This window comes from Streptomyces sp. NPDC096136, from assembly GCF_044763325.1.
Lineage (GTDB): Bacteria > Actinomycetota > Actinomycetes > Streptomycetales > Streptomycetaceae > Streptomyces.
Genome location: NZ_JBIWFZ010000005.1, coordinates 117,117 through 141,037, shown reverse-complemented (window position 1 = coordinate 141,037; position 23,921 = coordinate 117,117). Strand labels below are relative to the sequence as shown.

At 73.4% G+C, this 23,921-nt stretch carries 22 protein-coding genes; 17 read left to right on the top strand and 5 right to left on the bottom strand.

The window, feature by feature from the left end; genetic code table 11:
• Positions 1-15 precede the first annotated feature (15 nt).
• Complete coding sequence (locus ACIRBY_RS12515; RefSeq protein ID WP_403899906.1) at positions 16-1,083, bottom strand: helix-turn-helix transcriptional regulator; 1,068 nt, start codon at positions 1,081-1,083, stop codon at positions 16-18.
• An 85-nt stretch (positions 1,084-1,168) separates the two neighbouring features.
• Here ACIRBY_RS12515 and ACIRBY_RS12510 point away from each other — a divergent pair, with 85 nt between their 5' ends.
• Both ACIRBY_RS12510 and ACIRBY_RS12505 read left to right on the top strand, forming a co-directional pair.
• Positions 1,169-1,417 (top strand): hypothetical protein, encoded by a 249-nt coding sequence (locus ACIRBY_RS12510; protein WP_403899904.1) that lies wholly within the window; start codon positions 1,169-1,171, stop codon positions 1,415-1,417.
• Positions 1,417-1,731, top strand: a complete 315-nt coding sequence (locus ACIRBY_RS12505; protein ID WP_042820115.1) for a (2Fe-2S)-binding protein — start codon at positions 1,417-1,419, stop codon at positions 1,729-1,731. Before ACIRBY_RS12510 ends, ACIRBY_RS12505 begins: the two co-directional genes overlap by 1 nt.
• Before the next feature lie 174 nt (positions 1,732-1,905).
• On the opposite strand, the gene ACIRBY_RS12500 is transcribed toward ACIRBY_RS12505, so the two are convergent.
• Positions 1,906-2,325, bottom strand: coding sequence for a pyridoxamine 5'-phosphate oxidase family protein (locus tag ACIRBY_RS12500; protein WP_403899902.1), 420 nt, complete (start codon positions 2,323-2,325; stop codon positions 1,906-1,908).
• A 124-nt stretch (positions 2,326-2,449) separates the two neighbouring features.
• Here ACIRBY_RS12500 and clpB point away from each other — a divergent pair, with 124 nt between their 5' ends.
• Both clpB and ACIRBY_RS12490 read left to right on the top strand, forming a co-directional pair.
• Positions 2,450-5,041, top strand: coding sequence for an ATP-dependent chaperone ClpB (gene clpB, locus ACIRBY_RS12495; protein ID WP_403899899.1), 2,592 nt, complete (start codon positions 2,450-2,452; stop codon positions 5,039-5,041).
• A 123-nt stretch (positions 5,042-5,164) separates the two neighbouring features.
• The gene (locus ACIRBY_RS12490) at positions 5,165-5,701 is read left to right on the top strand and encodes a YbjN domain-containing protein (protein WP_042820112.1); all 537 of its coding nucleotides are present in this window, start codon (positions 5,165-5,167) and stop codon (positions 5,699-5,701) included.
• A gap of 21 nt (positions 5,702-5,722) precedes the next feature.
• On the opposite strand, the gene ACIRBY_RS12485 is transcribed toward ACIRBY_RS12490, so the two are convergent.
• Both ACIRBY_RS12485 and ACIRBY_RS12480 read right to left on the bottom strand, forming a co-directional pair.
• Entirely contained in the window at positions 5,723-6,880 is a 1,158-nt protein-coding gene (locus ACIRBY_RS12485) for a hypothetical protein (protein ID WP_403899897.1), read from the bottom strand.
• Between the two features lie 8 nt (positions 6,881-6,888).
• Positions 6,889-8,073: a pyridoxal phosphate-dependent aminotransferase gene (locus ACIRBY_RS12480; RefSeq protein WP_403899895.1), complete on the bottom strand. Its 1,185-nt coding sequence runs from the start codon at positions 8,071-8,073 to the stop codon at positions 6,889-6,891.
• 696 nt (positions 8,074-8,769) lie between these two features.
• On the opposite strand from ACIRBY_RS12480, the gene ACIRBY_RS12475 reads away from it, so the two are divergent.
• The 9 genes from ACIRBY_RS12475 (at position 8,770) to ACIRBY_RS12435 (ending at position 18,549) form a co-directional block, all read left to right on the top strand.
• Complete coding sequence (locus ACIRBY_RS12475) at positions 8,770-9,288, top strand: DUF2617 family protein (RefSeq protein WP_042820105.1); 519 nt, start codon at positions 8,770-8,772, stop codon at positions 9,286-9,288.
• Between the two features lie 115 nt (positions 9,289-9,403).
• Positions 9,404-11,044 (top strand): polyamine aminopropyltransferase, encoded by a 1,641-nt coding sequence (locus ACIRBY_RS12470; protein ID WP_403899892.1) that lies wholly within the window; start codon positions 9,404-9,406, stop codon positions 11,042-11,044.
• A gap of 57 nt (positions 11,045-11,101) precedes the next feature.
• Positions 11,102-11,968: an SRPBCC family protein gene (locus ACIRBY_RS12465; protein WP_403899890.1), complete on the top strand. Its 867-nt coding sequence runs from the start codon at positions 11,102-11,104 to the stop codon at positions 11,966-11,968.
• Positions 11,969-12,023: 55 nt separating this feature from the next.
• Complete coding sequence (locus ACIRBY_RS12460; protein ID WP_403899888.1) at positions 12,024-12,812, top strand: aldose 1-epimerase; 789 nt, start codon at positions 12,024-12,026, stop codon at positions 12,810-12,812.
• Between the two features lie 21 nt (positions 12,813-12,833).
• The gene (pyrE, locus tag ACIRBY_RS12455; protein WP_403899886.1) at positions 12,834-13,373 is read left to right on the top strand and encodes an orotate phosphoribosyltransferase; all 540 of its coding nucleotides are present in this window, start codon (positions 12,834-12,836) and stop codon (positions 13,371-13,373) included.
• Between the two features lie 332 nt (positions 13,374-13,705).
• Complete coding sequence (fbaA, locus tag ACIRBY_RS12450) at positions 13,706-14,728, top strand: class II fructose-bisphosphate aldolase (protein WP_403899884.1); 1,023 nt, start codon at positions 13,706-13,708, stop codon at positions 14,726-14,728.
• A gap of 224 nt (positions 14,729-14,952) precedes the next feature.
• A complete protein-coding gene (locus ACIRBY_RS12445) occupies positions 14,953-15,684 on the top strand; it encodes a ScbR family autoregulator-binding transcription factor (RefSeq protein ID WP_403899882.1) in 732 nt (243 codons plus the stop codon).
• Between the two features lie 103 nt (positions 15,685-15,787).
• Positions 15,788-16,495: a BTAD domain-containing putative transcriptional regulator gene (locus ACIRBY_RS12440; protein WP_403899880.1), complete on the top strand. Its 708-nt coding sequence runs from the start codon at positions 15,788-15,790 to the stop codon at positions 16,493-16,495.
• A gap of 98 nt (positions 16,496-16,593) precedes the next feature.
• A complete protein-coding gene (locus ACIRBY_RS12435; RefSeq protein WP_403899878.1) occupies positions 16,594-18,549 on the top strand; it encodes a helix-turn-helix domain-containing protein in 1,956 nt (651 codons plus the stop codon).
• Here ACIRBY_RS12435 and ACIRBY_RS12430 read toward each other — a convergent pair.
• Positions 18,522-19,754 (bottom strand): transposase, encoded by a 1,233-nt coding sequence (locus ACIRBY_RS12430; RefSeq protein WP_403899876.1) that lies wholly within the window; start codon positions 19,752-19,754, stop codon positions 18,522-18,524. The two genes, ACIRBY_RS12435 and ACIRBY_RS12430, sit on opposite strands and share 28 nt — an antisense overlap.
• A gap of 260 nt (positions 19,755-20,014) precedes the next feature.
• Between ACIRBY_RS12430 and ACIRBY_RS12425 the strand changes: the two genes are divergently transcribed.
• From ACIRBY_RS12425 to kynU, 4 genes are all read left to right on the top strand, one after another.
• Positions 20,015-21,244 (top strand): CE1758 family FMN-dependent luciferase-like monooxygenase, encoded by a 1,230-nt coding sequence (locus tag ACIRBY_RS12425; RefSeq protein WP_403899874.1) that lies wholly within the window; start codon positions 20,015-20,017, stop codon positions 21,242-21,244.
• 17 nt (positions 21,245-21,261) lie between these two features.
• Complete coding sequence (locus ACIRBY_RS12420; protein ID WP_403899872.1) at positions 21,262-21,675, top strand: DUF3151 domain-containing protein; 414 nt, start codon at positions 21,262-21,264, stop codon at positions 21,673-21,675.
• Positions 21,676-21,804: 129 nt separating this feature from the next.
• Positions 21,805-22,653, top strand: coding sequence for a tryptophan 2,3-dioxygenase family protein (locus tag ACIRBY_RS12415; protein WP_403899870.1), 849 nt, complete (start codon positions 21,805-21,807; stop codon positions 22,651-22,653).
• A complete protein-coding gene (gene kynU / locus ACIRBY_RS12410) occupies positions 22,646-23,848 on the top strand; it encodes a kynureninase (RefSeq protein ID WP_403899868.1) in 1,203 nt (400 codons plus the stop codon). The genes ACIRBY_RS12415 and kynU overlap by 8 nt, the downstream gene beginning before the upstream one ends.
• The last annotated feature ends 73 nt before the right edge of the window (positions 23,849-23,921 follow it).

Below are 23,921 nucleotides of genomic sequence, written 5' to 3'. Positions count from 1 at the left end.
CCCCCGGCCCGTTCCTCAGCGGGGCGCCGTGAGCCCCTCAGCGGGCCCCTGGCAGCCCGGGCCGCCCTCCGCGTCGCCCTCGCTGTGCAGGATGCCGGACTGGGCGATGAGGTAGCCCAGCTGGGCCCGGCTGCCGCTGCCGAGGGCGGTGGCCAGCTTCGCGATGTGGGCGCGGCAGGTGCGGACGTTCATCCCCAGGCGGCGGGCGATCGCCTCGTCGACGTGCCCCTCGATGAGGAGCTGGGCGATGGAGCGCTGGACGCCCGAGATGCCGTCGGGGCTGTGCGTGTAGGTGACCTCGTCGGTCAGCGGCACGGCCCTGCGCCACAGCTGCTCGAAGACCCGGATCAGATAGTCGATCAGCCCCGGGTGCCGCAACTCCAGGGCCACTTTTCGGTCATCGCTCGCCGGGATGAACGCCACCGTGCGGTCGAAGATCATGAGACGCTCTATGAGCTCCTCCAGCGTGCGGATCTCCACCTTGCCCGTGGATATCCGGTCCACGTAGGCGAGCGTGCCCTGGCTGTGGCGCACCGTGTGCTGGTAGAGCGTGCGGATGCTCACGCCGCGGTCGATCAGCGGCCTGGCCCGCTCCAGTGCCTCGGTGAGGATGAACGACGGCCGTGCGCCGCCGGGCTGGACGGTCAGGGCCTCGGTGTGGCACTCGGCGGTGGCCAGGTCGAGGGCGGCGTTGATCTGGTCGAACCCCTCCAGCACCGTGATGGCGTGGGTGTTGGCGGGGCTCTGGGCGCTGATGGTGAGGAACGGCTCGAACGCGTCGGTCAGTTCCACGGCGGTGCGCCGGCGGTCCTGGATCTCCCGTTCGAGCGGGTGGAGCCGCTGGGCGAGTGCGACGGAGGGGGGAACCGCGCGCAGTTGGTTCGCGTCGTCCGGGTCGGGTCGCAGGAGGGCGAATTCGAGCAGGCAGGGGGCGTTCCTGACCTCTCCGCGGGCGATGCGCCCGGTGCTCAGGGCTGCCGCGTAGACGCGCGCTCCCTCGGCACACAACTCCGTGACGGGGTGGTGATGTGTCGGGTTTGTCTCGCTTCTTGCCAAATCTCCACCCCCCAGGGTCCTGAACATGTAAGAACATGATGCATCGTCCCTGTGGCACTGACGTGCCTGAATGAGCCATCGTCTGACAGTGCGGGGGAGAGGATTCCATCAAGTGAGGACGAAGCCGACCATGTATAAGAGAATGCTTCGCTCGGCGCTTGCCGTTGTTTTCTCCGCCGTTGCGGTCTTCGGGGCAGCAGCAGCCGTTCACGGTGACGCGGACGGCGTGCCGGCGGTTGCCGGTGCGACCGCCGAGCCGGCGGGCAAGACCGATCTCGGCTGGAACGTCGCCCCCGGCGCGCGGACCAACGACCTCGGTGCCGACCTGGGCTGGAACAGCACTCCTGCGACGGCCGCCTGATGACCCCCGACGACCGCGACTTTCGGCGCGAGATGGCCTCGGCATACCGCTCTGGCTGGCAGTTCATCGATCTCGCCACGGCGATCCCCTACGCCGGCGACTCGCTGATGGTCACCCTGTTCGGCCAGCCGATCGTCATCGTGCGCGAGGAGGACGAGGACGTCCGTGCCTACCGCTGCCTGCGCCGCCCCCGGGGCGCACCGCAGCCCGTCCGCTGCGAAGTGCGGTACGGCATGGTCTTCGTCAACCTCGATCAGCGCGATCACCAGCTCTTCGAACCCGATATCACCACCGCCACCCCCCGCAGTGCCTGAGGCGATTCCCCCGTCGTTGCAGATCGCTCCAGGTGCTTCCCCCACACAACGGCGCCATCGTGGACCTGACCACGATGGCGCCGTTGTGCTGTCCGCGTCCAGTGCCCGAACCGGACATCCGGCTGAGGATCCCCTGAGAATCTCTGGAGGACCGCTCGAATCCGGCCGTTTTCCTCAGGCGCGCCCCATGGCGCGGTCCAGGGTGATCTCCAGGACCACCCGGTCCGGGTTCGGCGAGGGCGTCCGCCCGTACCGCTCGGCGTAGCGCTCCACCGCGTCCGCGACCGACGCCTCGTCCGTGCGGACCACCGCCCGCCCCTCCAGCGTCGCCCAGCGCCGGCCCTCCATCTGGCACACCGCCACCCGCGCGCCGCCGTCCGGCGCCGCCAGCACGTTGCGCACCTTCCTGCTGTGCTTGTTGCTGATCACCCGCGCCAGCCCGGCCTCCGGGTCGTACGTCACCCCCACCGGGACCACGTGCGGGGTGCCGTCGGGCCGCGGGGTGGTCAGGGTGCAGATGTGCCGCTCCCGCCAGAAGGCGAGGTAGGCGGGGGTCGGGTTGAGTACGTCGTGGACCGGCTTGGAATCAGGCATGGTCCGAAGCATATGTCCGGCCCGGATCCGGCCTTGAGTGGAATAGACTCAACTTTGCAGACGCTGAAGCAGTCAGAGTTCTGCACCTGGAGAGTCGTAGCCCGCCGGAGAGGAGAAACCGAGAGTGGACGCCGAGCTGACCAACAAGAGCCGTGACGCGCTGAACGCGGCCACCAGCAGGGCCGTCAAGGACGGCCACGCCGACCTGACCCCCGCACACCTGCTGCTGGCCCTGCTCGCCGGCGAGGACAACGAGAACATCACCGACCTGCTCGCCGCGACCGAGGCCGACCAGGCCGCCGTCCGCTCCGGCGCCGAGCGGCTGCTCGCCGCCCTGCCCAGCGTCACCGGCTCCACGGTCGCGCCGCCGCAGCCCAGCCGCGACCTGCTCGCCGTGCTCGCCGAAGCCGACTCCGAGGCCAAGGCGCTCGGCGACGACTACCTCTCCACCGAACACCTCCTCATCGCCGTCGCCGCCAAGGGCGGCGCGGCCGGTGAGGTCCTTTCCGCCCAGGGCGCGACCGCGAAGAAGCTGCTGGCCGCCTTCGAGAACGCACGAGGAGGACGGCGGGTGACCACCCCCGACCCCGAGGGCCAGTACAAGGCCCTGGAGAAGTTCGGCACCGACTTCACGGCAGCCGCCCGCGAGGGCAAGCTCGACCCCGTCATCGGCCGCGACCACGAGATCCGGCGCGTCGTCCAGGTCCTCTCGCGCCGCACCAAGAACAACCCGGTGCTCATCGGCGAGCCCGGCGTCGGCAAGACCGCCGTCGTCGAGGGCCTGGCCCAGCGCATCGTCAAGGGCGACGTCCCCGAGTCGCTCAAGAACAAGCGCCTCGTCTCCCTCGACCTCGGCGCCATGGTCGCCGGCGCGAAGTACCGCGGCGAGTTCGAGGAGCGCCTCAAGACCGTCCTCGCCGAGATCAAGTCGAGCGAGGGCCAGATCATCACCTTCATCGACGAGCTGCACACCGTCGTCGGCGCCGGCGCCGGCGGGGACTCCGCCATGGACGCGGGCAACATGCTCAAGCCCATGCTGGCCCGCGGCGAGCTGAGGATGGTCGGCGCCACCACCCTCGACGAGTACCGCGAGCGCATCGAGAAGGACCCGGCGCTGGAGCGCCGCTTCCAGCAGGTGCTGGTCGCGGAGCCCACCGTCGAGGACACCATCGCCATCCTGCGCGGCCTCAAGGGCCGCTACGAGGCCCACCACAAGGTGGTCATCAACGACAGCGCCCTCGTCGCCGCCGCCACCCTCTCCGACCGGTACATCACCTCCCGCTTCCTCCCCGACAAGGCCATCGACCTCGTCGACGAGGCCGCCTCCCGGCTGCGCATGGAGATCGACTCCTCGCCGCTGGAGATCGACGAGCTCCAGCGCTCCGTCGACCGCCTGCGCATGGAGGAGCTGGCGCTGAAGAACGAGTCCGACCCGGCCTCGATCGAGCGCCTGGAGAAGCTGCGCAAGGACCTCGCCGACAAGGAGGAGGAGCTGCGCGGCCTCACCGCACGCTGGGAGAAGGAGAAGCAGTCCCTCAACCGCGTCGGCGAGCTCAAGGAGCGCCTGGACGACCTGCGCGGCCAGGCCGAGCGTGCCCAGCGCGACGGGGACTTCGACTCCGCCTCCAAGCTGCTCTACGGGGAGATCCCCGCGCTGGAGCGCGAGCTGGCCGAGGCCACGGAGGAGGAGGCGCAGGCCGGTCCCTCCAAGGACGCCATGGTCAAGGACGAGGTCGGCCCGGACGACATCGCGGACGTGGTCGGCGCCTGGACCGGCATCCCGGCCGGCCGCCTCCTGGAGGGGGAGACCCAGAAGCTCCTGCGCATGGAGGACGAGCTGGGCCGCCGCCTGATCGGGCAGACCGAGGCCGTGCGGGCCGTCGCCGACGCCGTGCGCCGCACCCGCGCCGGCATCGCCGACCCGGACCGGCCGACCGGCTCGTTCCTCTTCCTGGGCCCCACGGGCGTGGGCAAGACCGAGCTGGCCAAGGCCCTCGCGGACTTCCTCTTCGACGACGAGCGGGCCATGGTCCGCATCGACATGTCGGAGTACTCCGAGAAGCACAGCGTGGCCCGCCTCGTCGGCGCCCCGCCCGGCTACGTCGGCTACGAGGAGGGCGGCCAGCTCACCGAGGCCGTCCGCCGCCGCCCGTACAGCGTGGTGCTGCTGGACGAGGTCGAGAAGGCCCACCCCGAGGTCTTCGACATCCTGCTCCAGGTCCTCGACGACGGCCGCCTCACCGACGGCCAGGGCCGCACGGTCGACTTCCGCAACACCATCCTGATCCTCACCTCCAACCTGGGCAGCCAGTTCCTGGTCGACCCGGTCACCTCCGCCGAGGACAAGAAGGCGCGCGTCCTGGACGTGGTCCGGGCGAGCTTCAAGCCGGAGTTCCTCAACCGCCTCGACGACCTCGTCGTCTTCTCGGCCCTCACCCGGGACGAGCTGGCGCACATCGCCGAGCTCCAGATCTCCCGCCTGGCCAAGCGCCTCGCCGACCGCCGCCTGGCCCTGGACGTCACGCCCGAGGCCCTGGCCTGGCTGGCCGACAAGGGCAACGACCCGGCGTACGGCGCGCGCCCGCTGCGCCGCCTGATCCAGACGGCGGTCGGCGACCGGCTGGCGAAGGAGATCCTGTCCGGCGAGGTCCGCGACGGCGACACAGTTCGGGTCGACGTGGCCGGGGACGACCTGCTGGTCGGGCGGGCCCTGTAGCCCCGCATCCGTAAGGACCGCCGCGCTCCCGTGTCCGCCCGGAGCGGATCGCGGGTGCGGGGCTGGACACGGGGTGGGCGCGATGGTGGAGGATGGCTGTATCCGCACGAAGGGAAGTACACGGTGAGCATCGACCCGGCCTCGATTCCGAACTTCGGGGGTCAGCCCGAACCGCAGGCCACAGGACCGGCGGGCCCCGTCGTCCCCGACCAGGATCTGGTGAAGCAGCTCCTGGAGCAGATGGAGCTCAAGTACGTAGTCGACGACGAGGGAGACCTCGCGGCGCCGTGGGAGGACTTCCGCACGTACTTCATGTTCCGCGGTGAGGGCGAGCAGCAGGTTTTCTCCGTCCGCACCTTCTACGACCGTCCGCACGCGATCGACGACAAGCCGCAGCTGCTCGAGTCGATCGACGACTGGAACCGCCGCACCCTGTGGCCCAAGGTCTACAGCCACACCCACGACGACGGCTCCGTCCGGCTGATCGGCGAAGCGCAGATGCTGATCGGCACCGGCGTCAGCCTGGAGCACTTCGTGTCCTCCACGGTCAGCTGGGTCCGTGCGTCGATCGAGTTCGACAAGTGGCTCATCGAGCAGCTCGGCCTGGAGAAGGAGGTCGACTCCGCAGAGGGCGACTCCGAGGACGGGGACGACGCCTAGCCGTCCCCGCCCCACGGCCCGCTAGAGGGGTACCTTCGCCATGAGCGTGAGGTACGCCCCGTAGCCGTACGAGAGCCCGGCCATGCAGGCGGTCACCACGACCGCCGTGCGGGGCCGGGCTCTCGCCATCGCGGCGGCCAGGGGCAGCAGCAGCGGGAACGCGGGCAGCAGGAACCGCGGCTTGGACTCGAAGAACCCCGCCCCGCCGAGGGTGATCACCAGCAGGGTGGCGGTGTAGACGAGCAGCGCCAGCGGTGCCCGGTCCAGCAGCAGGAGCACGGCGAGCAGCACCGCCGCGGCCAGCGTGGCCACCGTCACGGCCACCGGGATCGTGACGTCGCCGCCGGTCAGGACCTTGTCCACGACGCCGACCGTTCCGGCCCCGAAGTCGAAGCGCGAGCCCCACTGCCGCTGGACGGTGAAGTAGCCCAGCCACTCGTGCCGGCGTATCCCGACGGCCGCCACGTACCCGGCCCAGCCCGCGGGCGCGAGCAGTCCGGCCGCCCACACCGCGGGCGCGCGGCTGCCCCGCAGCAGCTCCCGCAGGGCCACCACGCTCACGGCGGCGGCCACGGCGATCCCGGTGGGCCGGGTCAGCCCGGCGAGCACCGCCAGGGAGGCCGCCCACAGCCAGCGCTCCCGCAGCAGCGCGTACAGGGCCCAGGAGGCCAGCGCGCACAGCAGCGGCTCGGTGTAGGCGAGGCCCAGCACCACCGCGTGCGGCAGCGAGGCCCACAGCGCGACGAGCAGCACCGCGGCCCGCGGCCCGAGCAGCCGTTCCCCGACCCGGTACACCCCGACGGCGGCGGCGGCCGCCGCCGTCCAGGCCACCACCAGCCCGGCGACGGGGCCGCCGCCGAGGAGGTGCACCAGCAGCGGGAACAGCGGGAAGAAGGCGGAGTCGCTCTGGATGGAGTCCGAGGCAGGCCACATCTGGGTGCGGCCGTAGCCGTGGGCGGCGATGGAGAGGTACCAGTAGGAGTCCCAGGAGCCGCCGAGGACCCGCACCGGGTTCCGCCCGGCCCACCAGGCCCCGACGGCGATCACCAGCGCCCCGGCCCCGCGGACGGCGGCGAACACCGCGAGCGCGAGCCCGGCCGACCAGACCGTCTCCTGTCTTCGTGGGGCCCGCGGGGCCCGCGCGGGGGCGGGCGGGGTCTGTCTCGTCGTCACGTCCATATCGAGCCCTAGAGTGCCCTAAGCCGGTCCACGGCTTCGCGGAGGACCTCCGTCTTCTTGCAGAAGGCCCAGCGCACCTGGGTGGCGCCGGCCTCGCGGTCGTCGTAGAAGACCTGGTTCGGGATGGCGACGACCCCGCAGCGCTCGGGCAGGGCGCGGCAGAAGGCCAGGCCGTCCTTCTCGCCCAGGGGCGAGACGTCGGTGGTGATGAAGTAGGTGCCCTGGGGGCGGAAGACCCGGAACCCGGCGGCGTCGAGCCCCTCGGCGAGCAGGTCGCGCTTGGCGGCGAGGTCGGCGCGGAAGGCGTCGTAGTAGGTGTCGGGCAGGGAGAGGGCCTCGGCGACGGCGTACTGGAAGGGGCCGGAGGAGACGTAGGTGAGGAACTGCTTCGCCGAGCGGACGGCCGAGACCAGCGCGGGCGGGGCGGTGATCCAGCCGACCTTCCAGCCGGTGAAGGAGAAGGTCTTGCCGGCGGAGGAGATGGTGACGGTGCGCTCGCGCATCCCGGGCAGGGAGGCGAGCGGGGTGTGGCCGCCCTCGAAGACCAGGTGCTCGTAGACCTCGTCGGTGACGACGAGCAGGTCGCGCTCGACGGCCAGTTCGGCGACGGCGGCGAGCTCCTCGCGGGTGAGGACGGTGCCCGTCGGGTTGTGCGGGGTGTTGAGCAGCAGCAGGCGGGTGCGCGGGGTGACCGCGTCGCGCAGGGCGTCGAGGTCGGGGCGGAAGTGCGGGGCGCGCAGGGTGAGCGGGACGCGGACGGCGCCGGCCATGGCGATGCAGGCGGCGTAGGAGTCGTAGAACGGCTCCAGGGCGATGACCTCGTCGCCCGGTTCGAGGAGGGCGAGGAGGGCGGCGGCGATGGCCTCGGTGGCGCCCGCGGTGACCAGCACCTCGGTGTCGGGGTCGTAGGACAGGCCGTAGAAGCGCTGCTGGTGGGCGGCGACGGCCTGGCGGAGCTCGGGGACGCCCGGGCCCGGCGGGTACTGGTTGCCCCGGCCGTCGCGGATCGCCCGGACGGCCGCCTCGGCGATCTCGGCGGGGCCGTCGGTGTCGGGGAAGCCCTGCCCCAGGTTGATCGATCCGGTGCGGGCGGCCAGGGCCGACATCTCCGCGAAGATCGTGGTGCCGAAGGAGGCCAGGCGGCGGTTCAGGAAGGGGCGGTCGCCGCCCACGGGTGCGCTCATGGGCGCCATCCTGCGGGGAACCTCTGGAGTTGCTCAAGTGTGCTTTGGCGCATCTGGCCGGGGGGCATCCCCCCTGCACGCGGGACGCGGGGATCCCGCACCCCGGGGGACCGGGGCGTCAGAAGGGGGCGAGGACATGGTCGTCGTCGTGCTGGTCGTCGCGGCGGTCGCGGGAGCGGTCGTCTGGGTCGTGAAGAAGGTCTCCGGCGGGGGAGGATCCGGCAGCGGAGGGAGCTCCGGCGGCAGCTGGTGGGCGGGCGGCGGGGGCTCTTCCTCCTCCTGCGGATCCTCGTCCTCCTGCGGATCCTCGTCCTCCTGCGGTTCGTCGTCCTCCTGCGGCTCGTCCTGCGGTGGCGGAGGGTGCGGGGGCAGCTGACACTGGACCGGGGCGGCCGCGGCCGCGTGGACGGGGCGCCCGGTGGGGACAACTTCCCTCGGGCGTCTTCTTGTTCGGGTGCGTACGAGGGCCCGGGGAGGGGCCGTTCTTGAACACGTGAACCGGGTAGCCCCCCAGGGGATGTAAACCCCGTCAAGTTGGGTAAAAACGCTGTGAGTGCCGTGCCTTTCATGATTCCCTCGGTTGAGTAGACCAGTCCTCGGAGGACCTCCCTGGACTTCCTGTGGACCCGTGCCGGTGTCCCCCCACCCGTTGCATACCGCTGGCGGGCCCGGCTCCTCTCCCTCGCGCGTTTGCGGAGCCGACTCATGCTCACGACCCTCCAGACCACTTACACCGACACGCGTGCCGCCGATCTCGCCTGGGCGCTGGGACGGGACCGGCTGCCCGCCCTGGCCGTACTGAACCTCCAGCTCGCGGACGCGAAGGTGGAGTTGCGCCTGCTCGGCGCCTCCCATCAGGTGCTCCTGGAGGAGGGCGAGGTGCACTGCTCGGAGACGGTCGCCTGCATGCCCGGCAGCCGCACGCCGCTGCCGCTGGGCGTGGCGAAGCGGGTGGGGGACTGGGAGTACGAGTTCGCCGCGCGGGTCGAGACCCTCTCGCGGGGCTCCTTCGCGGGGCGGGCGCAGGAGCTGCTCGCCCTGGTCGCGGACCACCCGAACGGACTGGCGGGGACCTTTCCGGGCGACCCGCACGCCTTCACCGCCATGCTCGCGCAGCGGCACGAGGGGCAGGTGCGCTGGCGGACCTGGCACGCCTACCCGCAGGAGGGCCAGCTGGTGGCCACCCGCACCCGGGTCGGGGTCCGGATGGGGGCCCCCGTCTAGGCCCCGTCCCCTACGCCAGGTTGCGTACGGATTACGCCAACTGGCGGGACAGTTGCGGTACTTACACCCATGTGGGTGACAGGGTGCCAGTGGGCGGTGACGTACGGTTCGCTGCATGATCGACCGTTCCGCCCCCCGCGGGGTGCTCCCGGCGGCGGAGCCGCGGGGCGTGCAGACCGTCCCGGCCGCCCTGCCCGTACAGCCCCGGACCGGCCGACTCCTCGTCCTGGCCACGGTGTTCGTCTGCGCCGCCTGCGGGCTCGTGTACGAACTGGAGCTGCTCGCCCTCGGCTCCTACCTCATCGGCGACTCCGTCACCCAGGCGTCCGTCGTGCTGTCGGTGATGGTCTTCGCCATGGGCGTCGGCTCCCTCCTCGCGAAACGGCTCCGCACCCGGCCCGCCTTCGGTTTCGCCGTCATCGAGGCCGGGCTCGCACTGCTCGGCGGCTTCTCCGCGATGGCCCTCTACGCGAGCTTCGCCTGGCTGGGCGAGTCCCGGCCCGCGCTCGTCGCGTTCTCCTTCGCCATCGGGGTGCTCATCGGCGCCGAGATCCCGCTGCTGATGGTCCTCATCCAGCGCATCCGCCGACAGGACGCCGGCGGGGCCGTCGCCGACCTGTTCGCCGCCGACTACGTGGGCGCCCTGGTCGGCGGCCTCGCCTTCCCCTTCCTGCTGCTGCCCGTCCTCGGCCAGCTCACCGGCGCCATGCTCACCGGCACCGTCAACGCCGTCGTCGGCGGCGGACTCGTCCTGTGGCTCTTCCGCCGCGACCTCAGCCGCCGCTGCCGCCTGCTGCTCCTCGCGGTCAACGCCGCCGTGCTCGCCGGGCTCGCCTGCGCGACCCTGCTCGCCGACGACTTCGAGCGCGTGGCGCGCACCGCCGTCTACGGCGAGGAGGTGCGGGTCGCCGTGCAGACCGGGGTGCAGGAGCTGGTGCTGACCGGCCCCTCCAGCGGCTCCCCGCGCTCCCTCGACCTCTACCTCGACGGGCGGCTGCGGGTCAGCGGCTACGACGAGTACCGCTACCACGAGGCCCTGGTCCACCCCGCGATGACCGGCCCGCACGCCCGCGTCCTGGTCCTCGGCGGCGGCGACGGGCTCGCCGCCCGCGAGGTGCTGCGCTACCCGGACGTCGCCGCCGTCACCGTCGTCGACCTCGACCCCGGGGTGGTCCGGCTCGCCCGCACCGACCCGATGCTCTCCGCCCTCAACGGCCGCGCCTACGAGGACCCGCGCCTGGCCGTCGTCTCCCAGGACGCCTTCCGCTGGCTGCGCGGACCCGCCGCCCGCGACCGGTTCGACGTGATCGTCTCCGACCTCCCCGACCCGGGCATCACCCCCAGCACCAAGCTCTACTCCGAGGAGTTCTACGGGCTGGCCGCGCGGGCCCTCACCCCCGGCGGGCGCATCGCCGTGCACGCGGGACCGCTGACCACGCGGCCCCGTACGTACTGGACCGTCGAGTCCACCCTGCGCGCCGCCGGCCTGCGCACCACCCCCTACAGCACGGGCGGCCGCCTCTCGGGTTTCGCCGCCGGGCCCGACCGCACCCTGGGCACCGCCGACGCCCCGCCGCAGGACTGGGGCTTCGTCCTGGCCGCCCGCGACCGGGCCCCCGAGCTGAGGGTGGACCGCGACACGCCCGCCCTGCGCGCGGTGTCCACCCGGGGCCTCCAGGAGGCGGCCCGGGACGCCGCCCGCACCCGGCTGTCCGGACTGCCCCCCTCCACGCTTCCGCACCCGCGCTACTCCTGAGCGGCGGGGACGCCGCGTCCGTGTGCACGGGCGGCTCTCGTCGGTAGGCTCGACCGCATGGAGCATCAGGTGTTCGTCCCGGTACCGGCAGACGATCTGCGCACCGTCCTGCGCGACCCCGTCCGGGTGGCCCGCTGCGTGCCCGGGCTCCAGCAGGACGCCGGGGGCGGCGCCGCCCCCGGGCCGCTCGCCGGGCGGCTCAGGCTGCGGGTCGGCTCCAGCACCGTCACCTACCGCGGGACGCTGGAGCTGGCCGAGCGGGACCCGGAGCACTTCACCGCGCAGTGCGAGGGCTCCGAGGTGCGCGGCGACGGCACCGTCAGGCTCTCGGCAGCGCTGCGGCTCATCCCGCACGAGGGCGGGACACGGCTGGAGTTCACCGGGCGGGCCACCGTCGACGGGCGGGCCGCCGCCTTCGACCCCGGGTCCCTGGCCACGGCCGTCCGGCGGCTGCTCGACCGGTTCTGCGCCGACCTGGCCGAGGAGGCCGGGCCGGGGGCGCCGGGGCAGGACGCGGAGACCGGCGGGCCCGGGACCGCCGCGGCGTCCGTGTTCGACACCGAGGTGCCGCCGCCCGGCTCCTTCCCGGACGACGACTTCTCCGACCTCCCCGACCTCCCCGACTTCTCCGGGCTCCCCGAGCTCGGCGGGCTCCCGCAGGCCGCCGGGGCCGGGGACGCCGCGGCCCCCGCCGACCCCACCGCGCCCCCGAACCCCCCGGCCGAGGCCGCCCACGCCCGCCGCACGATGATCGGCCGCAGCGCCGAGGAGGTCGACCACGCACCGCCGCGCGGCCGCTACGCCCCGGTCCCGGCCCCCTCGGCGGGCGGGGGCGGCCCCGCCATGCGCTGGATCGCCCCGGCGGCCGCGCTGGCGCTGGCCTCGGCGGTGGTCGTCGGCAGGGCGCTGCGCCGTCGCCGCTGAACCGGCGAGCCGGAGTTGAGCGGCCGCCGACCCCGATCGCCGTAGGGTCGGCCGTATGAGTACGCAACTGAGCGCCGGCGGCGCCGACATCACCATCGACCAGGAGAACGGCTGCCGGATCGGCAGCCTGCGCGTCGACGGCACGGAGCTGCTGCGCCAGGGCCCGCGCTACGGGTCCTTCCCGATGGTCCCCTGGTGCGGCCGCACCGCCGAGGGGCGGTTCCGCGACGGCGGCACCGTCCACCAGCTGCCCGTCAACCACCCCCCGCACGCCATCCACGGCCTCGGCCGCGACCTGGCCTGGCGGACCGCGTCCGTGACCGGGACCGGGGCGGCCTTCTACTTCGACCTCGCCGACCCGTGGCCGCGCGCCGGCCGGGTCACGCAGACCTTCGAGCTGGGCGCGGACTCCCTGACGATCACCCTGGGCGTGGAGACGTACCAGGACTCCTTCCCGGCCCAGGCGGGCTGGCACCCCTGGTTCAACCGCACGCTGACCCCCGGCGGGGCCGCGGCGCAGATCGCCTTCGCTCCGGCCTGGCAGGAGGAGCGCGGCGAGGACCACCTGCCGACCGGCCGCCGGATCGAACCCGTCCCCGGCCCCTGGGACGACTGCTTCGGGACGCCCTACGGGGTCGACGTCACCCTGACCTGGCCCGGCGAGCTGGAGCTGAAGGTCGCGAGCCCGGCCGAATGGGTGGTCGTGTACGACGAGCAGCCCGAGGCCGTCTGCGTGGAGCCGCAGTCCGGCCCGCCGAACGGCCTGAACACCCTTCCGCGCCTGGTCACGCCGGTGGACCCGCTGGAGGTCTCCACGACCTGGACCTGGCGCCGGCTCGGCTAGCGCCCAACTAAGCTCGACGCCATGAGTGACGTACGTGATGCGCTTCTGCAGCAGATCAAGGACAAGGCCGTCGTGCACGGCAAGGTGACCCTCTCCTCCGGCAAGGAGGCCGACTACTACATCGACCTCCGCCGCATCACCCTCGACGGCGAGGCCGCCCCGCTCGTCGGCCAGGTCATGCTCGACCTGACCGCCGACCTCGACTTCGACTGCGTCGGCGGCCTGACCCTGGGCGCCGACCCGGTGGCGACCTCGATGCTGCACGCCTCCGCCGCGCGCGGGCAGCGCCTGGACGCCTTCGTCGTGCGCAAGGCGCAGAAGGCGCACGGCATGCAGCGCCGGATCGAGGGCACCGACGTCAAGGGCAAGCGCTGCCTGGTCGTCGAGGACACCTCCACCACGGGCGGCTCCCCGCTGACCGCCGTCGAGGCGGTCCGGGAGGCCGGCGGCGAGGTCGTCGCCGTCGCCACCATCGTGGACCGCGGCGCGGCCGACGCCATCGCCGGCGCGGGCCTGCCCTACCTCACCGGCTACCAGCTCGGCGACCTGGGCCTGGCCTGACCCGCGCGCCCCGGATCCCGTCCGCCCCGGATCCTGCCGCGGACCCGTCCGTCTCGGATCGTGGGCGGGAAGAGGTGTCGCCGGGGCCTTGGAACGGGGTCGCCCCGACGGGTGACGAAGGTTTTCGGAAGCCCTCGTTCCGCTCCTGACCTGCGTCTTTCCTGAAGGGCGGGGTGTTTCACGTGAAACACCCCGCCCTTCTCGGTGTATCAGGCCGGTCACGCGGGGTGGAGTGTCGCGCCGAGTCTGGAAAGATAGGCGCGACGTCTGACGTCGCCCCCAGGTCAGGGCCCGCAATAAGCACACTCCCCGCACATCCAAGGAGCGGACAGATGCCCATCGCAACCCCCGAGGTCTACAACGAGATGCTCGACCGGGCGAAGGCAGGCAAGTTCGCCTACCCGGCGATCAACGTGACCTCGACCCAGACCCTGCACGCTGCGCTGCGCGGCTTCGCGGAGGCCGAGAGCGACGGCATCATCCAGATCTCCACCGGTGGCGCCGAATTCCTGGGCGGCCAGTACAACAAGGACATGGTCACCGGCGCCGTCGCCCTGGCCGAGTTCGCGCACGTCGTCGCCGCCAAGTACGACATCACGGTCGCGCTGCACACCGACCACTGCCCCAAGGACAAGCTGGACGGCTACGTCCGCCCGCTGCTCGACATCTCCGCCGAGCGCGTGGCCAAGGGCCTGAACCCGCTCTTCCAGTCGCACATGTGGGACGGCTCCGCCGAGACCCTGGCCGACAACCTGGCCATCGGCCAGGAGCTGCTCGCCAAGGCCGCCGCCGCGAAGATCATCCTTGAGGTCGAGATCACCCCGACCGGCGGCGAGGAGGACGGCGTCAGCCACGAGATCAACGACGAGCTGTACACCACCGTCGAGGACGCCATCCGCACCGCCGAGGCCCTGGGCCTGGGCGAGAAGGGCCGCTACCTGCTGGCCGCCTCCTTCGGCAACGTGCACGGCGTCTACAAGCCGGGCAACGTCGTCCTGCGCCCCGAGCTGCTCAAGGACCTCCAGCAGGGCGTCGGCGAGAAGTACGGCAAGAGCAGCCCGTTCGACTTCGTCTTCCACGGCGGCTCCGGCTCCACCGAGCAGGAGATCGCGACCGCGCTGGAGAACGGCGTCGTGAAGATGAACCTCGACACCGACACCCAGTACGCCTTCACCCGCCCGGTCGCGGACCACATGTTCCGCAACTACGACGGCGTCCTGAAGGTCGACGGCGAGGTCGGCAAGAAGTCCACCTACGACCCGCGCACCTGGGGCAAGCTGGCCGAGGCGAGCATGGCCAAGCGCGTCCTCCAGGCCTGTGGCGACCTGCGCTCCACGGGCACCAAGCTGAAGTAGCCCCCGGCTGCTCCCAGCGCCACGGGTTCCGAAAAGGGGTCCGCCGGTCCGGAAACGGGCAGGCGGGCCCCTTTTCCATGTGCCTTTCGTATGCCTTCGTACCGGGTTCGGGTGAGGCGGCCTACGCCGGTGGACGTGCGCCCGCGCGATGGTGTGGAATCTACCGAGAGAAAACGTACCCGTGGGAATGTGAAGCCGGCGGGCCAGGAGAGGCGACGCCACATATGAGGACAGAGCGACCCCAGGTGAAGCAGGACCGGGCGGTGCGCACCCGCCGCGCCATCCTGGAGGCGGCGGCCGTGGTCTTCGAGGGGAACGGCTACGACGCGGCCAAGCTCTCGGACATCGTCAACATCGCGAAGGTCACCAAGGGTGCGCTCTACTTCCACTTCGAGTCGAAGGAGGGCCTGGCCCAGGCCGTCATCGACGCCCAGAACGAAGCCCGGCCTCAGGCCCTGCCGCAGCAGTACAAGGCGCAGGAGTTCATCGACATCGGCATGGTCTTCTCGCACCAGATGCGCCACGAGGTGCTGATCCGGGCGAGCGCCCGGCTGACCCTGGACCAGACGGGCCACGAACTGGACCGGGTGACGCCGTACCAGACCTGGATCGACCTGTGCGCCGACGTGCTGTCCGAGGCCGAGCGGCGCGGGGAGCTGCTGCCGGGAGTGGACCCGGTCGTCCCGTCCCGGCTGATCGTCGGCGCGTACGCGGGGTTGAACACCATGTCCCACACCCTCGGCCTCGACCTGGACGCGCAGGTCGCGGAGCTCTACACGCACGTGATGCCGAACGTGGTGGTCCCGGCGGTGGCGATCCGCCTGGACACCGCCCCGGGGCGCGGGGCGCGGGCGCTGTACGGGCCGCAGGGCCTGCACCCCTGCCGGGTCGGCTGCGCCGGCGGCGTGGTCCCGGCCGCCGGCGGGTACGGGGAGGACGAGGCTCCGGACGCCTGACGCGCCGCGCCCGCCCCGCCTCGTCTCGCCCCACCCCTCTCCCTCTTCCCAAAAAGATCCTTCCGGGTATTATTTTTTTGCTCGCCTGCCCAGGGAGAACACTGTGGACATTGAGGTACTCGGCGCACCACGGGTCACCGAGAACGGTGTGCCCATCACCGCCCCCACACCGGAGTCCCGGCACGTCCTGGCGGTCCTCGCGGCCTGTCCCGACCGACTCGTCCCGGTCTCCGTGCTCGCCGACGAGCTCACCCGCCACACCCCGCCCGAACACTCCCGGGCAGCCCTGGACACCGCCGTGCGGCGGCTGCGCGAGCGGTTGGCGGAGGCGCTCGGGGCCGGTTCGGTCCGTACCCCGGAGACCGTTCTCCGCGCCCGCCCCGGCGGCTACCTGCTCGACACCGGAGGCGGCCGCTGCGACGTCCGCACGTTCGAACGCGAGGCGGGCGCCGGCTACCGGGCCATGGGACGCGGCGACTTCGAGCAGGCCGCGTTACGGCTGCGCCGGGCCCTCGGCCTGTGGACCGGACCCGCCCTGGACGGCATCGACGCCGGGACCTGGCTCCGGCGCCGCACCGCCGCCCTCGACGCCGACCGGCTCTCCGTCCTCGGCCAGTGGGTCGAGGCCGAACTCGCCCTCGGACACCACCGCGGACTGCTCCTGGAACTCGCCGGCCTGCGCGGCGCGGGCGGCCAGGGCCCCGACGGGGCCTACCCGGCGGCGCTGCGCCGGGCCGAGGCCCGCGTCACGTCCCTGCGCGCCGCCCTCCCCGCGCCCGGAACGACCCTGGCGGGCGCCGCACGCCGCTGACCGCCCACCCCTCGGGCCCTTGCTTGACCCTTCGCCGCCCGGAACCTAGGTTCGGGACGGGACGCGGGGAAAACGGCTGGTCGGAGGGGGTCGCCAGGATGCGCGGGGACGACGCGGGCGCACGGGCCGTGCTGGAACTGCTCGCGGAGGACGCCCCGCCGGGCCGCTTCCAGGCACTGCTCACCGAGGCGCGCGCCGCCGGCGCCGACGACGCCGCCCTCGACGGGCTCACCCGGGCCCTGGAACTGGCCCGCTCGGTCCAGGCCCGCGCGAGCCGCAGCCGCCAGCGCGAAGCCGCCCTCACCGCGCTCGTCGACACCGCCCACGACCTCACCTCCCCCTACGACATCGACGGCCTGCTGCGCCTGATCACCCGCCGCGCCCGGCGCCTCCTCGGCTTCGACATGGCCTGGCTCTCCCTGAGCCGCCCCGACGGATCGGCGTACGTCCGCACCTCCGAGGGCGAGACCACCGCCTTCAACGTCGGCCTCGAACTCGGCACCGGCCGCGGGCTCGGCAGCATCGCGCAGGCCCGCCGCTCCCCGGTGTGGACCCCCGACTACCTCGCCGACCCCGCCATCGCCCACGCCCCCGGCATCGACGCCGTCGTCGAGGCGGAGGGACTCCACGCGATCATCGCCGTCCCGCTGCGCCGCGGGGACTCCACGCTCGGCGCCCTCTACGGCTCCGACCGCGCCGTACGGCAGTTCACCCCGGACGAGATCGGCATCATGCTCTCCCTCGCCGACCTGGCCGCCGTGGCCATCGAGAAGGCCCGGCTGCTGGAGCAGACCCGCGACCAGGTGACCGAGCTGGAGGCCTTCGGCTCCCGCACCAACACCGCCCTCACGCGCGTCCGCTACCTGTGGGAGTGCCACGCCCGCCTCGCCGGCCTGGTCCTGGACGGCGCCGGGCTGCCCACCCTCGCCCGGGCCACCGCCGACGCGCTGGACGGCGTGCTCCAGGTCCGGGACCCGGGCGGGCGCCCGCTCACCGCCACCGGCGAACTGCCCGGCCTGGACGAGGAGGCCGTCACCAAGGCGGCCCTCCAGGCGCTCACCGACCGGCGTCCCGTCCGGCTGCCCGGCGACCTGTGGCTGGCCCCCGTCCTGGCCGGCGCGGAGGACCTCGGGGTGCTCCTGCTCAGCGCCTCCGACCCGCTCGCCGACGAGGACGTACGGCTGCTCCAGCTCGCCGCCCAGTCCGTGGCCTGCCTGATGCTGATCCAGCGGGGAACCGCCGCCGCCGAGGGACCCGTCCACGACGAACTCCTCGCCGACCTCCTCGACCGGCCCCACTCCGTCGACCTGCACCTGCTCGAACGCACCCGCCGGCTCGGCATCGACCTCGACCGCCCGCACGTGGTGGTCGTCGCCCGGCCCGAGGGCGGCGAGCTCGGCAAGGCCGTGGCCTGGGCCAGCTCGTACGCGTACCGGATGGGCGGCCTCAAGGGCGTCCGACGGGGCTGCATCGTCCTCGTGCTGCCCGGTACCGACGCCTCCGCCGCCGCCCACCGGGCCTCGGGCGAGCTGTCGCCGCTGCTCGGCCACGCGGTGTCCACCGGGGCGGCGGGGCCCTCCGGCGGCCCCGGCGAAGTGGCCCGCGTCTACGCCGAGGCGGTGCGCTGCCTCGACGCGCTGACCGCCCTCGACGGGGCCGGCGGCACCGCCTCCCTGCGCGAACTGGGCTTCCTCGGCCTGCTGCTGTCCGCCGACCACGACGTGGAGTCGTACATCGCCGGCACCATCGGCCCCGTCCTGGAGTACGACACGGGCCGGCCGACCGAGCTCACCCGCACCCTGGAGGCCTACTTCGCCTCCGGCGCCAGCCCGACCCACGCCGCCGAGGCCCTGCACGTCCACCCCAACACGGTCTCCCGCCGCCTGGAGCGGATCGCCGAACTGCTCGGCCCCGACTGGCAGAAGCCCGGCCGGGCCCTGGAGATCCAGATGGCGCTGCGGCTGCGCAGGACCCGCACGGTCCTCCACGACCGCCGCGCCGCCGCCGACCGGTCGGCGGCCTCCCCCTACGCGGTCCCGTACGAGACCCCGTAGCCCTCCGTCCCCGTCAGCGCGCGGGCGGCGTGCGCCACCGAGGCCAGCGTCACGTGCCGGTGCCAGCCCGGCAGCGCGCGCCCCGCGAAGTCCCGCAGCCCCGCCTCCTGCCCGCTGTGCCCGGCGGCGAAGGCCACCCGCCGGCCCTGCTTCGTCAGCCGCAGCAGCGGGCCCACGGGCAGCCGCACCAGGTCGGTCACCCACAGCTCCGACGGGGCGCGGCGCGGATCCGCCCACTCGCCGACCAGCAGCAGGTGGCGGCGGCGGGCCGGCGAGGGGTCGGGCATCATCACCCGCACCGCGACCGCGAGGGTGCTGCGGTGCCGGCCGCCCCCGGCCCGCGGGTCCGGGTCGGTCCACTCCACCGGCGTGCACAGCCCCTTCACCGACTGCAGGACGTCCCGCGCGCAGCGCGCCCCCGCGCCGTGCCCGGGCAGCGCCGGATCGGTGACGAGCAGCGGGGTGGAGGGGCCGATCCGGGCGATGACGGGCAGTCCCGCCTCGGCGAAGCGGTTCATCGTGGAGCGCGTCCCGATCTGCCGGATGTCCAGCACCACCGGCCGCACCGGGCTGCCGCTGCGCCGCACCGCCGAGATCACGGAGGCCGCGGCGGCCTCCTCGTACGCGGCCCGCGCCGCGTGCTCCCCCGCCGGCCCCGCCGCGGCCTCCTCCGCCTCCGGCAGGAACATCTCCCAGCCCACCGGCGTGGCCAGCGCGGCCGAGGCGAACCAGGTCCCGAACGCCTGCTGCCCCCGGAACATCTGCCCCTGGTGCGGGTCGAAGCGGTGCGCCACGCCCACCGAGTGCTCCCCGCCCTTCGGGATGGCCATCGGCTGCGCCACCCACGCCGTCAGCGGACTGGCCGCCTCCAGGAACCGGGACAGGGAGGCGCGGATCGGCTGCCACTCCCAGGTGGAGCTGGAGATGAAGTGGTGCATGCTCTGCTCGGCGGCCCCGCCGCCGATCCGGCCCGCGATCCCGCGCATCGACTTGCGGCCGGGGAGGGCGAGCAGCCCCTGGACGTAGCGGCGGCCCTTCTCCCGCTGGTCCTTGCGGCGCAGGGAGGAGAGGACGACGGCGCACAGGTCGTCGGCCGCCTCCACGGCCGGATCCGGCCGTCCGCCCCCCGTCCCCGCGGACGTCCCCGTCTGCGTCCCCGTTCCCGTCTGCGTCCCCGTGATGGTGCTGATGGTGCTGTTGCTCATGACCGCTTTCACGACATGCCCCCTCGGCGTGCGTCCACTGCCCCTCTACCGTCCGACGAGGAGGCCCCGTTGGGGGAGGTGCGCCGGTCACCGCGCTCGGGCCGGAGGTGGTGGGATCCCCACCACCCCGGCGACTTGACGGACTGTCGGCCCGGACCTGGCCGGATCACCGCAGATCGGGCACGGTCGGGACCCCCGGGACCGGGAGCCGGGAGGCGGGAGGCGGGAGCCGGGAGGCGCGAGAAGGCGGGAGCGGCGGCGTGCAGTTCGGCATCTTCTCGGTCGGCGAGCTCGCACCCGACCCCCGGACCGGACGCATGCCGACCGAGCACGAGCGGATCCGGGCCATGACCGCCCTCGCCGTCCGCGCCGAGGAGGCGGGCCTCGACGTCTTCGCCACCGGCGAGCACCACAACCCGCCCTACGTCTGCTCCTCGCCGTCCACCCTGCTCGCGTACGTCGCCGCCCGCACCCGGCGGCTGATCCTCTCCACCGCCACCACCCTGATCACCACCAACGACCCGGTGCGCGTCGCCGAGGAGTACGCGCTGCTCCAGCACCTGGCCGGCGGCCGCCTCGACCTGATCGCCGGCCGCGGCAACACCCCCGACGTCTACCCCTGGTTCGGCCAGGACCTCCGCGAGGCCCTCGCGCTCGCCGGCGAGAACTACGCCCTGCTGCACCGGCTCTGGCGCGAGACCGACGTCCACTGGCGGGGCCGCTCCCGCGCCCGCCTGGACGGCTTCACCTCCACGCCCCGCCCGCTGGACGGCGTACCGCCCTTCGTCTGGCACGCCTCGGTGCGCTCCCCGGAGGCCGCCGAGCGGGCCGCGTACTACGGCGACGGCTTCTTCGCCGACAACCTCCACGCCCCCGTCGGGCACTACGCCCGCCTGGTCGAGCTCTACCGCGCCCGCTACGCGGAGCACGGCCACGGCACCCCCGAGCAGGCCGTCGTGGGGCTCGGCGGGCAGCTGTTCGTACGGACCCGCTCGCAGGACGCGCTGAGCGAGTTCCGCCCCTACTTCGACCGCTCGCCGGCGTACGCGGGGCACTGGTCGCTGGAGGAGTGCGCGGCCCGGACCCCGCTGACCGTGGGCAGCCCGGACGAGGCCATCGAGAAGATCCTCGGCTTCCGGGAGGCGTACGGGCACTGCCAGCGCCAGCTCTTCGCCGTCGACCACGCCGGGATCCCGCTGGAGACCGCGCTGGAGCAGATCGACCTCCTCGGCGAGCGCATCGTCCCGGTGCTGCGCCGGGAGCTCGCCGCCGGCCGCCCGGCCGCCGTCCCCCCGGGCCCCCGCCACCCGGCCGCCGCGGACCGGCCCGCGGCCGCGGAGCCCCTGGAGGGCCACCGCCCCGCCGCCACCCCGACGGACCCCGTCCGGCGGCCCGCCGTCCCCCGGACGGCGGCACCCTCCCGCAGCGCGCCGGCGCAGGAGGAGACGGGGCGGGACAGGTCTGCCGCCCGGCCGCGCCGGACCCGGTGATCGGACACACTGAACGCATGTCGATTCACCAGAACCTGCTCGGGGGCCCCGCCCCCACCCACCTGCCCGACGAGCCCGCGCCCCGCGAGGCCCTCGCCGCCGGCACCGCCCCGGCCGAGGTGGCCGCCGCCCACCCGACCTCCTCCCTCGCCTGGGCCGCCCTCGCCGACGAGGCCTACGACGCCGGCCGGACCGTCGAGTCGTACGCGTACGCCCGTACCGGCTACCACCGCGGCCTGGACGCCCTGCGCCGCGCCGGCTGGAAGGGCCACGGCCCGGTGCCGTGGGAGCACGAGCCGAACCGCGGCTTCCTGCGCGCCCTGCACGCCCTGGCCCGGGCCGCCGGGGCCATCGGGGAGAAGGACGAGTACGAGCGCTGCTCGACCTTCCTGCGCGACTCGTCCCCGACCGCGGCGGACACGCTCGCGTAACGGCCGGGCCGAGTGCCCTAGAGGCGCCCCGGATCTCCTGTTTATGATGCGATGCAGGGGACCGGGGCTCCACTTACCCACTCGGAAGGAGCGGACCGCTACCCGGAAGCACGTGTCGAGGAGACAGCGATGTCGCACGCCCTTGATGCCTCCGGAGCCGGTTCGGACACCCCGAACCTCGACTTCGACGGCACCACCCCGTACGAGGACTACGTCCAGGCGGACGTCCTCACCCACCTCCAGCACCTGCGCTCGGACGACCCCGGCGAGATGGTGTTCCTGGTCACGACCCAGGTCATGGAGCTGTGGTTCACCGTCATCGTCCACGAGTGGGAGACCGCCGCCCGCGCCCTGCGCGAGGACGACATCCCGGTCGCGATGGACGCGCTGAAACGATCCCTCCGGGAGCTGGAGGCGCTCAACCACTCCTGGCGGCCGCTGGCCCAGCTCACCCCCGCGCAGTTCAACGCCTACCGCAGCGCCCTCGGCGAGGGTTCCGGTTTCCAGTCCGCGATGTACCGCCGGATGGAGTTCCTCCTCGGCGAGAAGTCGGCGTCCATGCTGGTCCCGCACCGCGGCGCCCCGCGCGTCCACGCCGAGCTGGAGAAGGCCCTCCAGGAGCCGAGCCTCTACGACGAGACCCTGCGCCTGCTCTCCCGCCGCGGCCTGCCCGTCCCGCAGTCGGTGCTCGACCGGGACCTCTCCCGGCGCTACGAGCCCTCCGCCGCGGTCGAGGCCGTCTGGACCGACCTCTACGCCGACCCCGCCGGCGCTCACGCCGACCTGCACCGGCTCGGCGAGGTCCTCACCGACGTGGCCGAGCTGGTCTGGCGCTGGCGCAACGACCACCTGGTCGCCACCCGCCGCGCGATGGGCGCCAAGACCGGCACGGGCGGCTCCGCCGGCGTGACCTGGCTGGAGAAGCGCGCCTCGAAGAACGTCTTCCCCGAGCTCTGGACGGCCCGCAGCCATGTCTGACGCGATACTCAAGGACCTCCAGGCCCGCGCCGCCCGCCTCGACGCCGAGGACCCCCTCGCCAAGCTCCGCGAGCGCTTCACCCTCCCCGACGGCGTCGTCTACCTCGACGGCAACTCCCTCGGCGCCCTCCCGGCGGGCGTCCCCGGCGCGGTGGCCGACGCGGTCCACCGCCAGTGGGGCGAGCTGCTCATCCGCTCCTGGGACGAGAGCGGCTGGTGGACCGCGCCCGAGCGGATCGGCGACCGCATCGCCCCGCTCGTCGGCGCCGCCCCCGGCCAGGTCACCGTCGGCGACTCCACCAGCGTCAACCTCTTCAAGGCCCTCGTCGGCGCGGCCCGGCTGGCCGCGCCCGGCCGCACCAGGATGCTGGTGGACGCCACCACCTTCCCGACGGACGGCTACATCGCCGCCTCCGCCGCCCGGATGACCGGCCTGGAGCTCGTCCCCGTCGACCCGTCCGACGCGGCGGGCGCGATGGACGCGACCACGGCCGTGGTCCTCCTCAACCACGTCGACTACCGCACCGGCCGGCTCCACGACCTGCCCGGCCTCACCGCCGCCGCCCACGCGGCGGGCGCGCTGATCGTCTGGGACCTCTGCCACAGCGCCGGGGCCCTTCCCGTCGGCCTCGACGCGCACGCCGTCGACCTCGCGGTCGGCTGCACGTACAAGTACCTCAACGGCGGCCCCGGTTCCCCGGCCTACGTCTACGTGGCCGAGCGCCACCAGGGCGCCTTCGACTCCCCGCTCCCCGGCTGGAACAGCCACGCCGAGCCCTTCGCGATGACCCCGCACTACACGCCCGCCCAGGGCGCCGCCCGGGCGCGCGTCGGGACCCCGGACATCCTGTCCATGCTGGCCCTGGAGTCGGCCCTGGACGCCTGGGAGGACGTGGACGTCGAGGCGGTCCGCGCCAAGTCCCTGGCCCTGACCGACTTCTTCCTCGACTGCGTGGCGGCGTACGTCCCGCCGGGCCTGGTCGAGGTGGTCACCCCGGAGGCGCACGCCGAGCGCGGCAGCCAGGTCTCCCTGCGCACGGCGGACGCCCGCGCGGTGATGGCCGAGCTGATCTCGCGGGGCATCGTGGGCGACTTCCGCGCCCCCGACGTCCTGCGCTTCGGGTTCACCCCGCTGTACGTCGGTTTCGCCGATGCCGAGCGCGCGGCGCGCACGCTGGGTCACATTTTCGGGTGACGCGGTAGCGAAACGTCACGCCGCAGGGCGGGCGGGGCTGTGGCTCCGCCCGCCTCCGCGCGCGCTCGTCCCG

Coding starts and splice junctions, on each gene's coding strand:
- kynU (WP_403899868.1), top strand. CDS start 22,646: ATGTCTGACGCGATACTCAAGGACCTCCAGGCCCGCGCCGCCCGCCTC.
- ACIRBY_RS12505 (WP_042820115.1), top strand. CDS start 1,417: ATGACCCCCGACGACCGCGACTTTCGGCGCGAGATGGCCTCGGCATAC.
- ACIRBY_RS12460 (WP_403899888.1), top strand. CDS start 12,024: ATGAGTACGCAACTGAGCGCCGGCGGCGCCGACATCACCATCGACCAG.
- ACIRBY_RS12500 (WP_403899902.1), bottom strand. CDS start 2,325: ATGCCTGATTCCAAGCCGGTCCACGACGTACTCAACCCGACCCCCGCC.
- ACIRBY_RS12420 (WP_403899872.1), top strand. CDS start 21,262: ATGTCGATTCACCAGAACCTGCTCGGGGGCCCCGCCCCCACCCACCTG.
- ACIRBY_RS12465 (WP_403899890.1), top strand. CDS start 11,102: ATGGAGCATCAGGTGTTCGTCCCGGTACCGGCAGACGATCTGCGCACC.
- ACIRBY_RS12515 (WP_403899906.1), bottom strand. CDS start 1,083: ATGTTCAGGACCCTGGGGGGTGGAGATTTGGCAAGAAGCGAGACAAAC.
- ACIRBY_RS12435 (WP_403899878.1), top strand. CDS start 16,594: ATGCGCGGGGACGACGCGGGCGCACGGGCCGTGCTGGAACTGCTCGCG.
- fbaA (WP_403899884.1), top strand. CDS start 13,706: ATGCCCATCGCAACCCCCGAGGTCTACAACGAGATGCTCGACCGGGCG.
- ACIRBY_RS12485 (WP_403899897.1), bottom strand. CDS start 6,880: ATGGACGTGACGACGAGACAGACCCCGCCCGCCCCCGCGCGGGCCCCG.
- ACIRBY_RS12470 (WP_403899892.1), top strand. CDS start 9,404: ATGATCGACCGTTCCGCCCCCCGCGGGGTGCTCCCGGCGGCGGAGCCG.
- ACIRBY_RS12480 (WP_403899895.1), bottom strand. CDS start 8,073: ATGGCGCCCATGAGCGCACCCGTGGGCGGCGACCGCCCCTTCCTGAAC.
- pyrE (WP_403899886.1), top strand. CDS start 12,834: ATGAGTGACGTACGTGATGCGCTTCTGCAGCAGATCAAGGACAAGGCC.
- ACIRBY_RS12475 (WP_042820105.1), top strand. CDS start 8,770: ATGCTCACGACCCTCCAGACCACTTACACCGACACGCGTGCCGCCGAT.
- ACIRBY_RS12445 (WP_403899882.1), top strand. CDS start 14,953: ATGAGGACAGAGCGACCCCAGGTGAAGCAGGACCGGGCGGTGCGCACC.
- ACIRBY_RS12415 (WP_403899870.1), top strand. CDS start 21,805: ATGTCGCACGCCCTTGATGCCTCCGGAGCCGGTTCGGACACCCCGAAC.
- ACIRBY_RS12430 (WP_403899876.1), bottom strand. CDS start 19,754: ATGAGCAACAGCACCATCAGCACCATCACGGGGACGCAGACGGGAACG.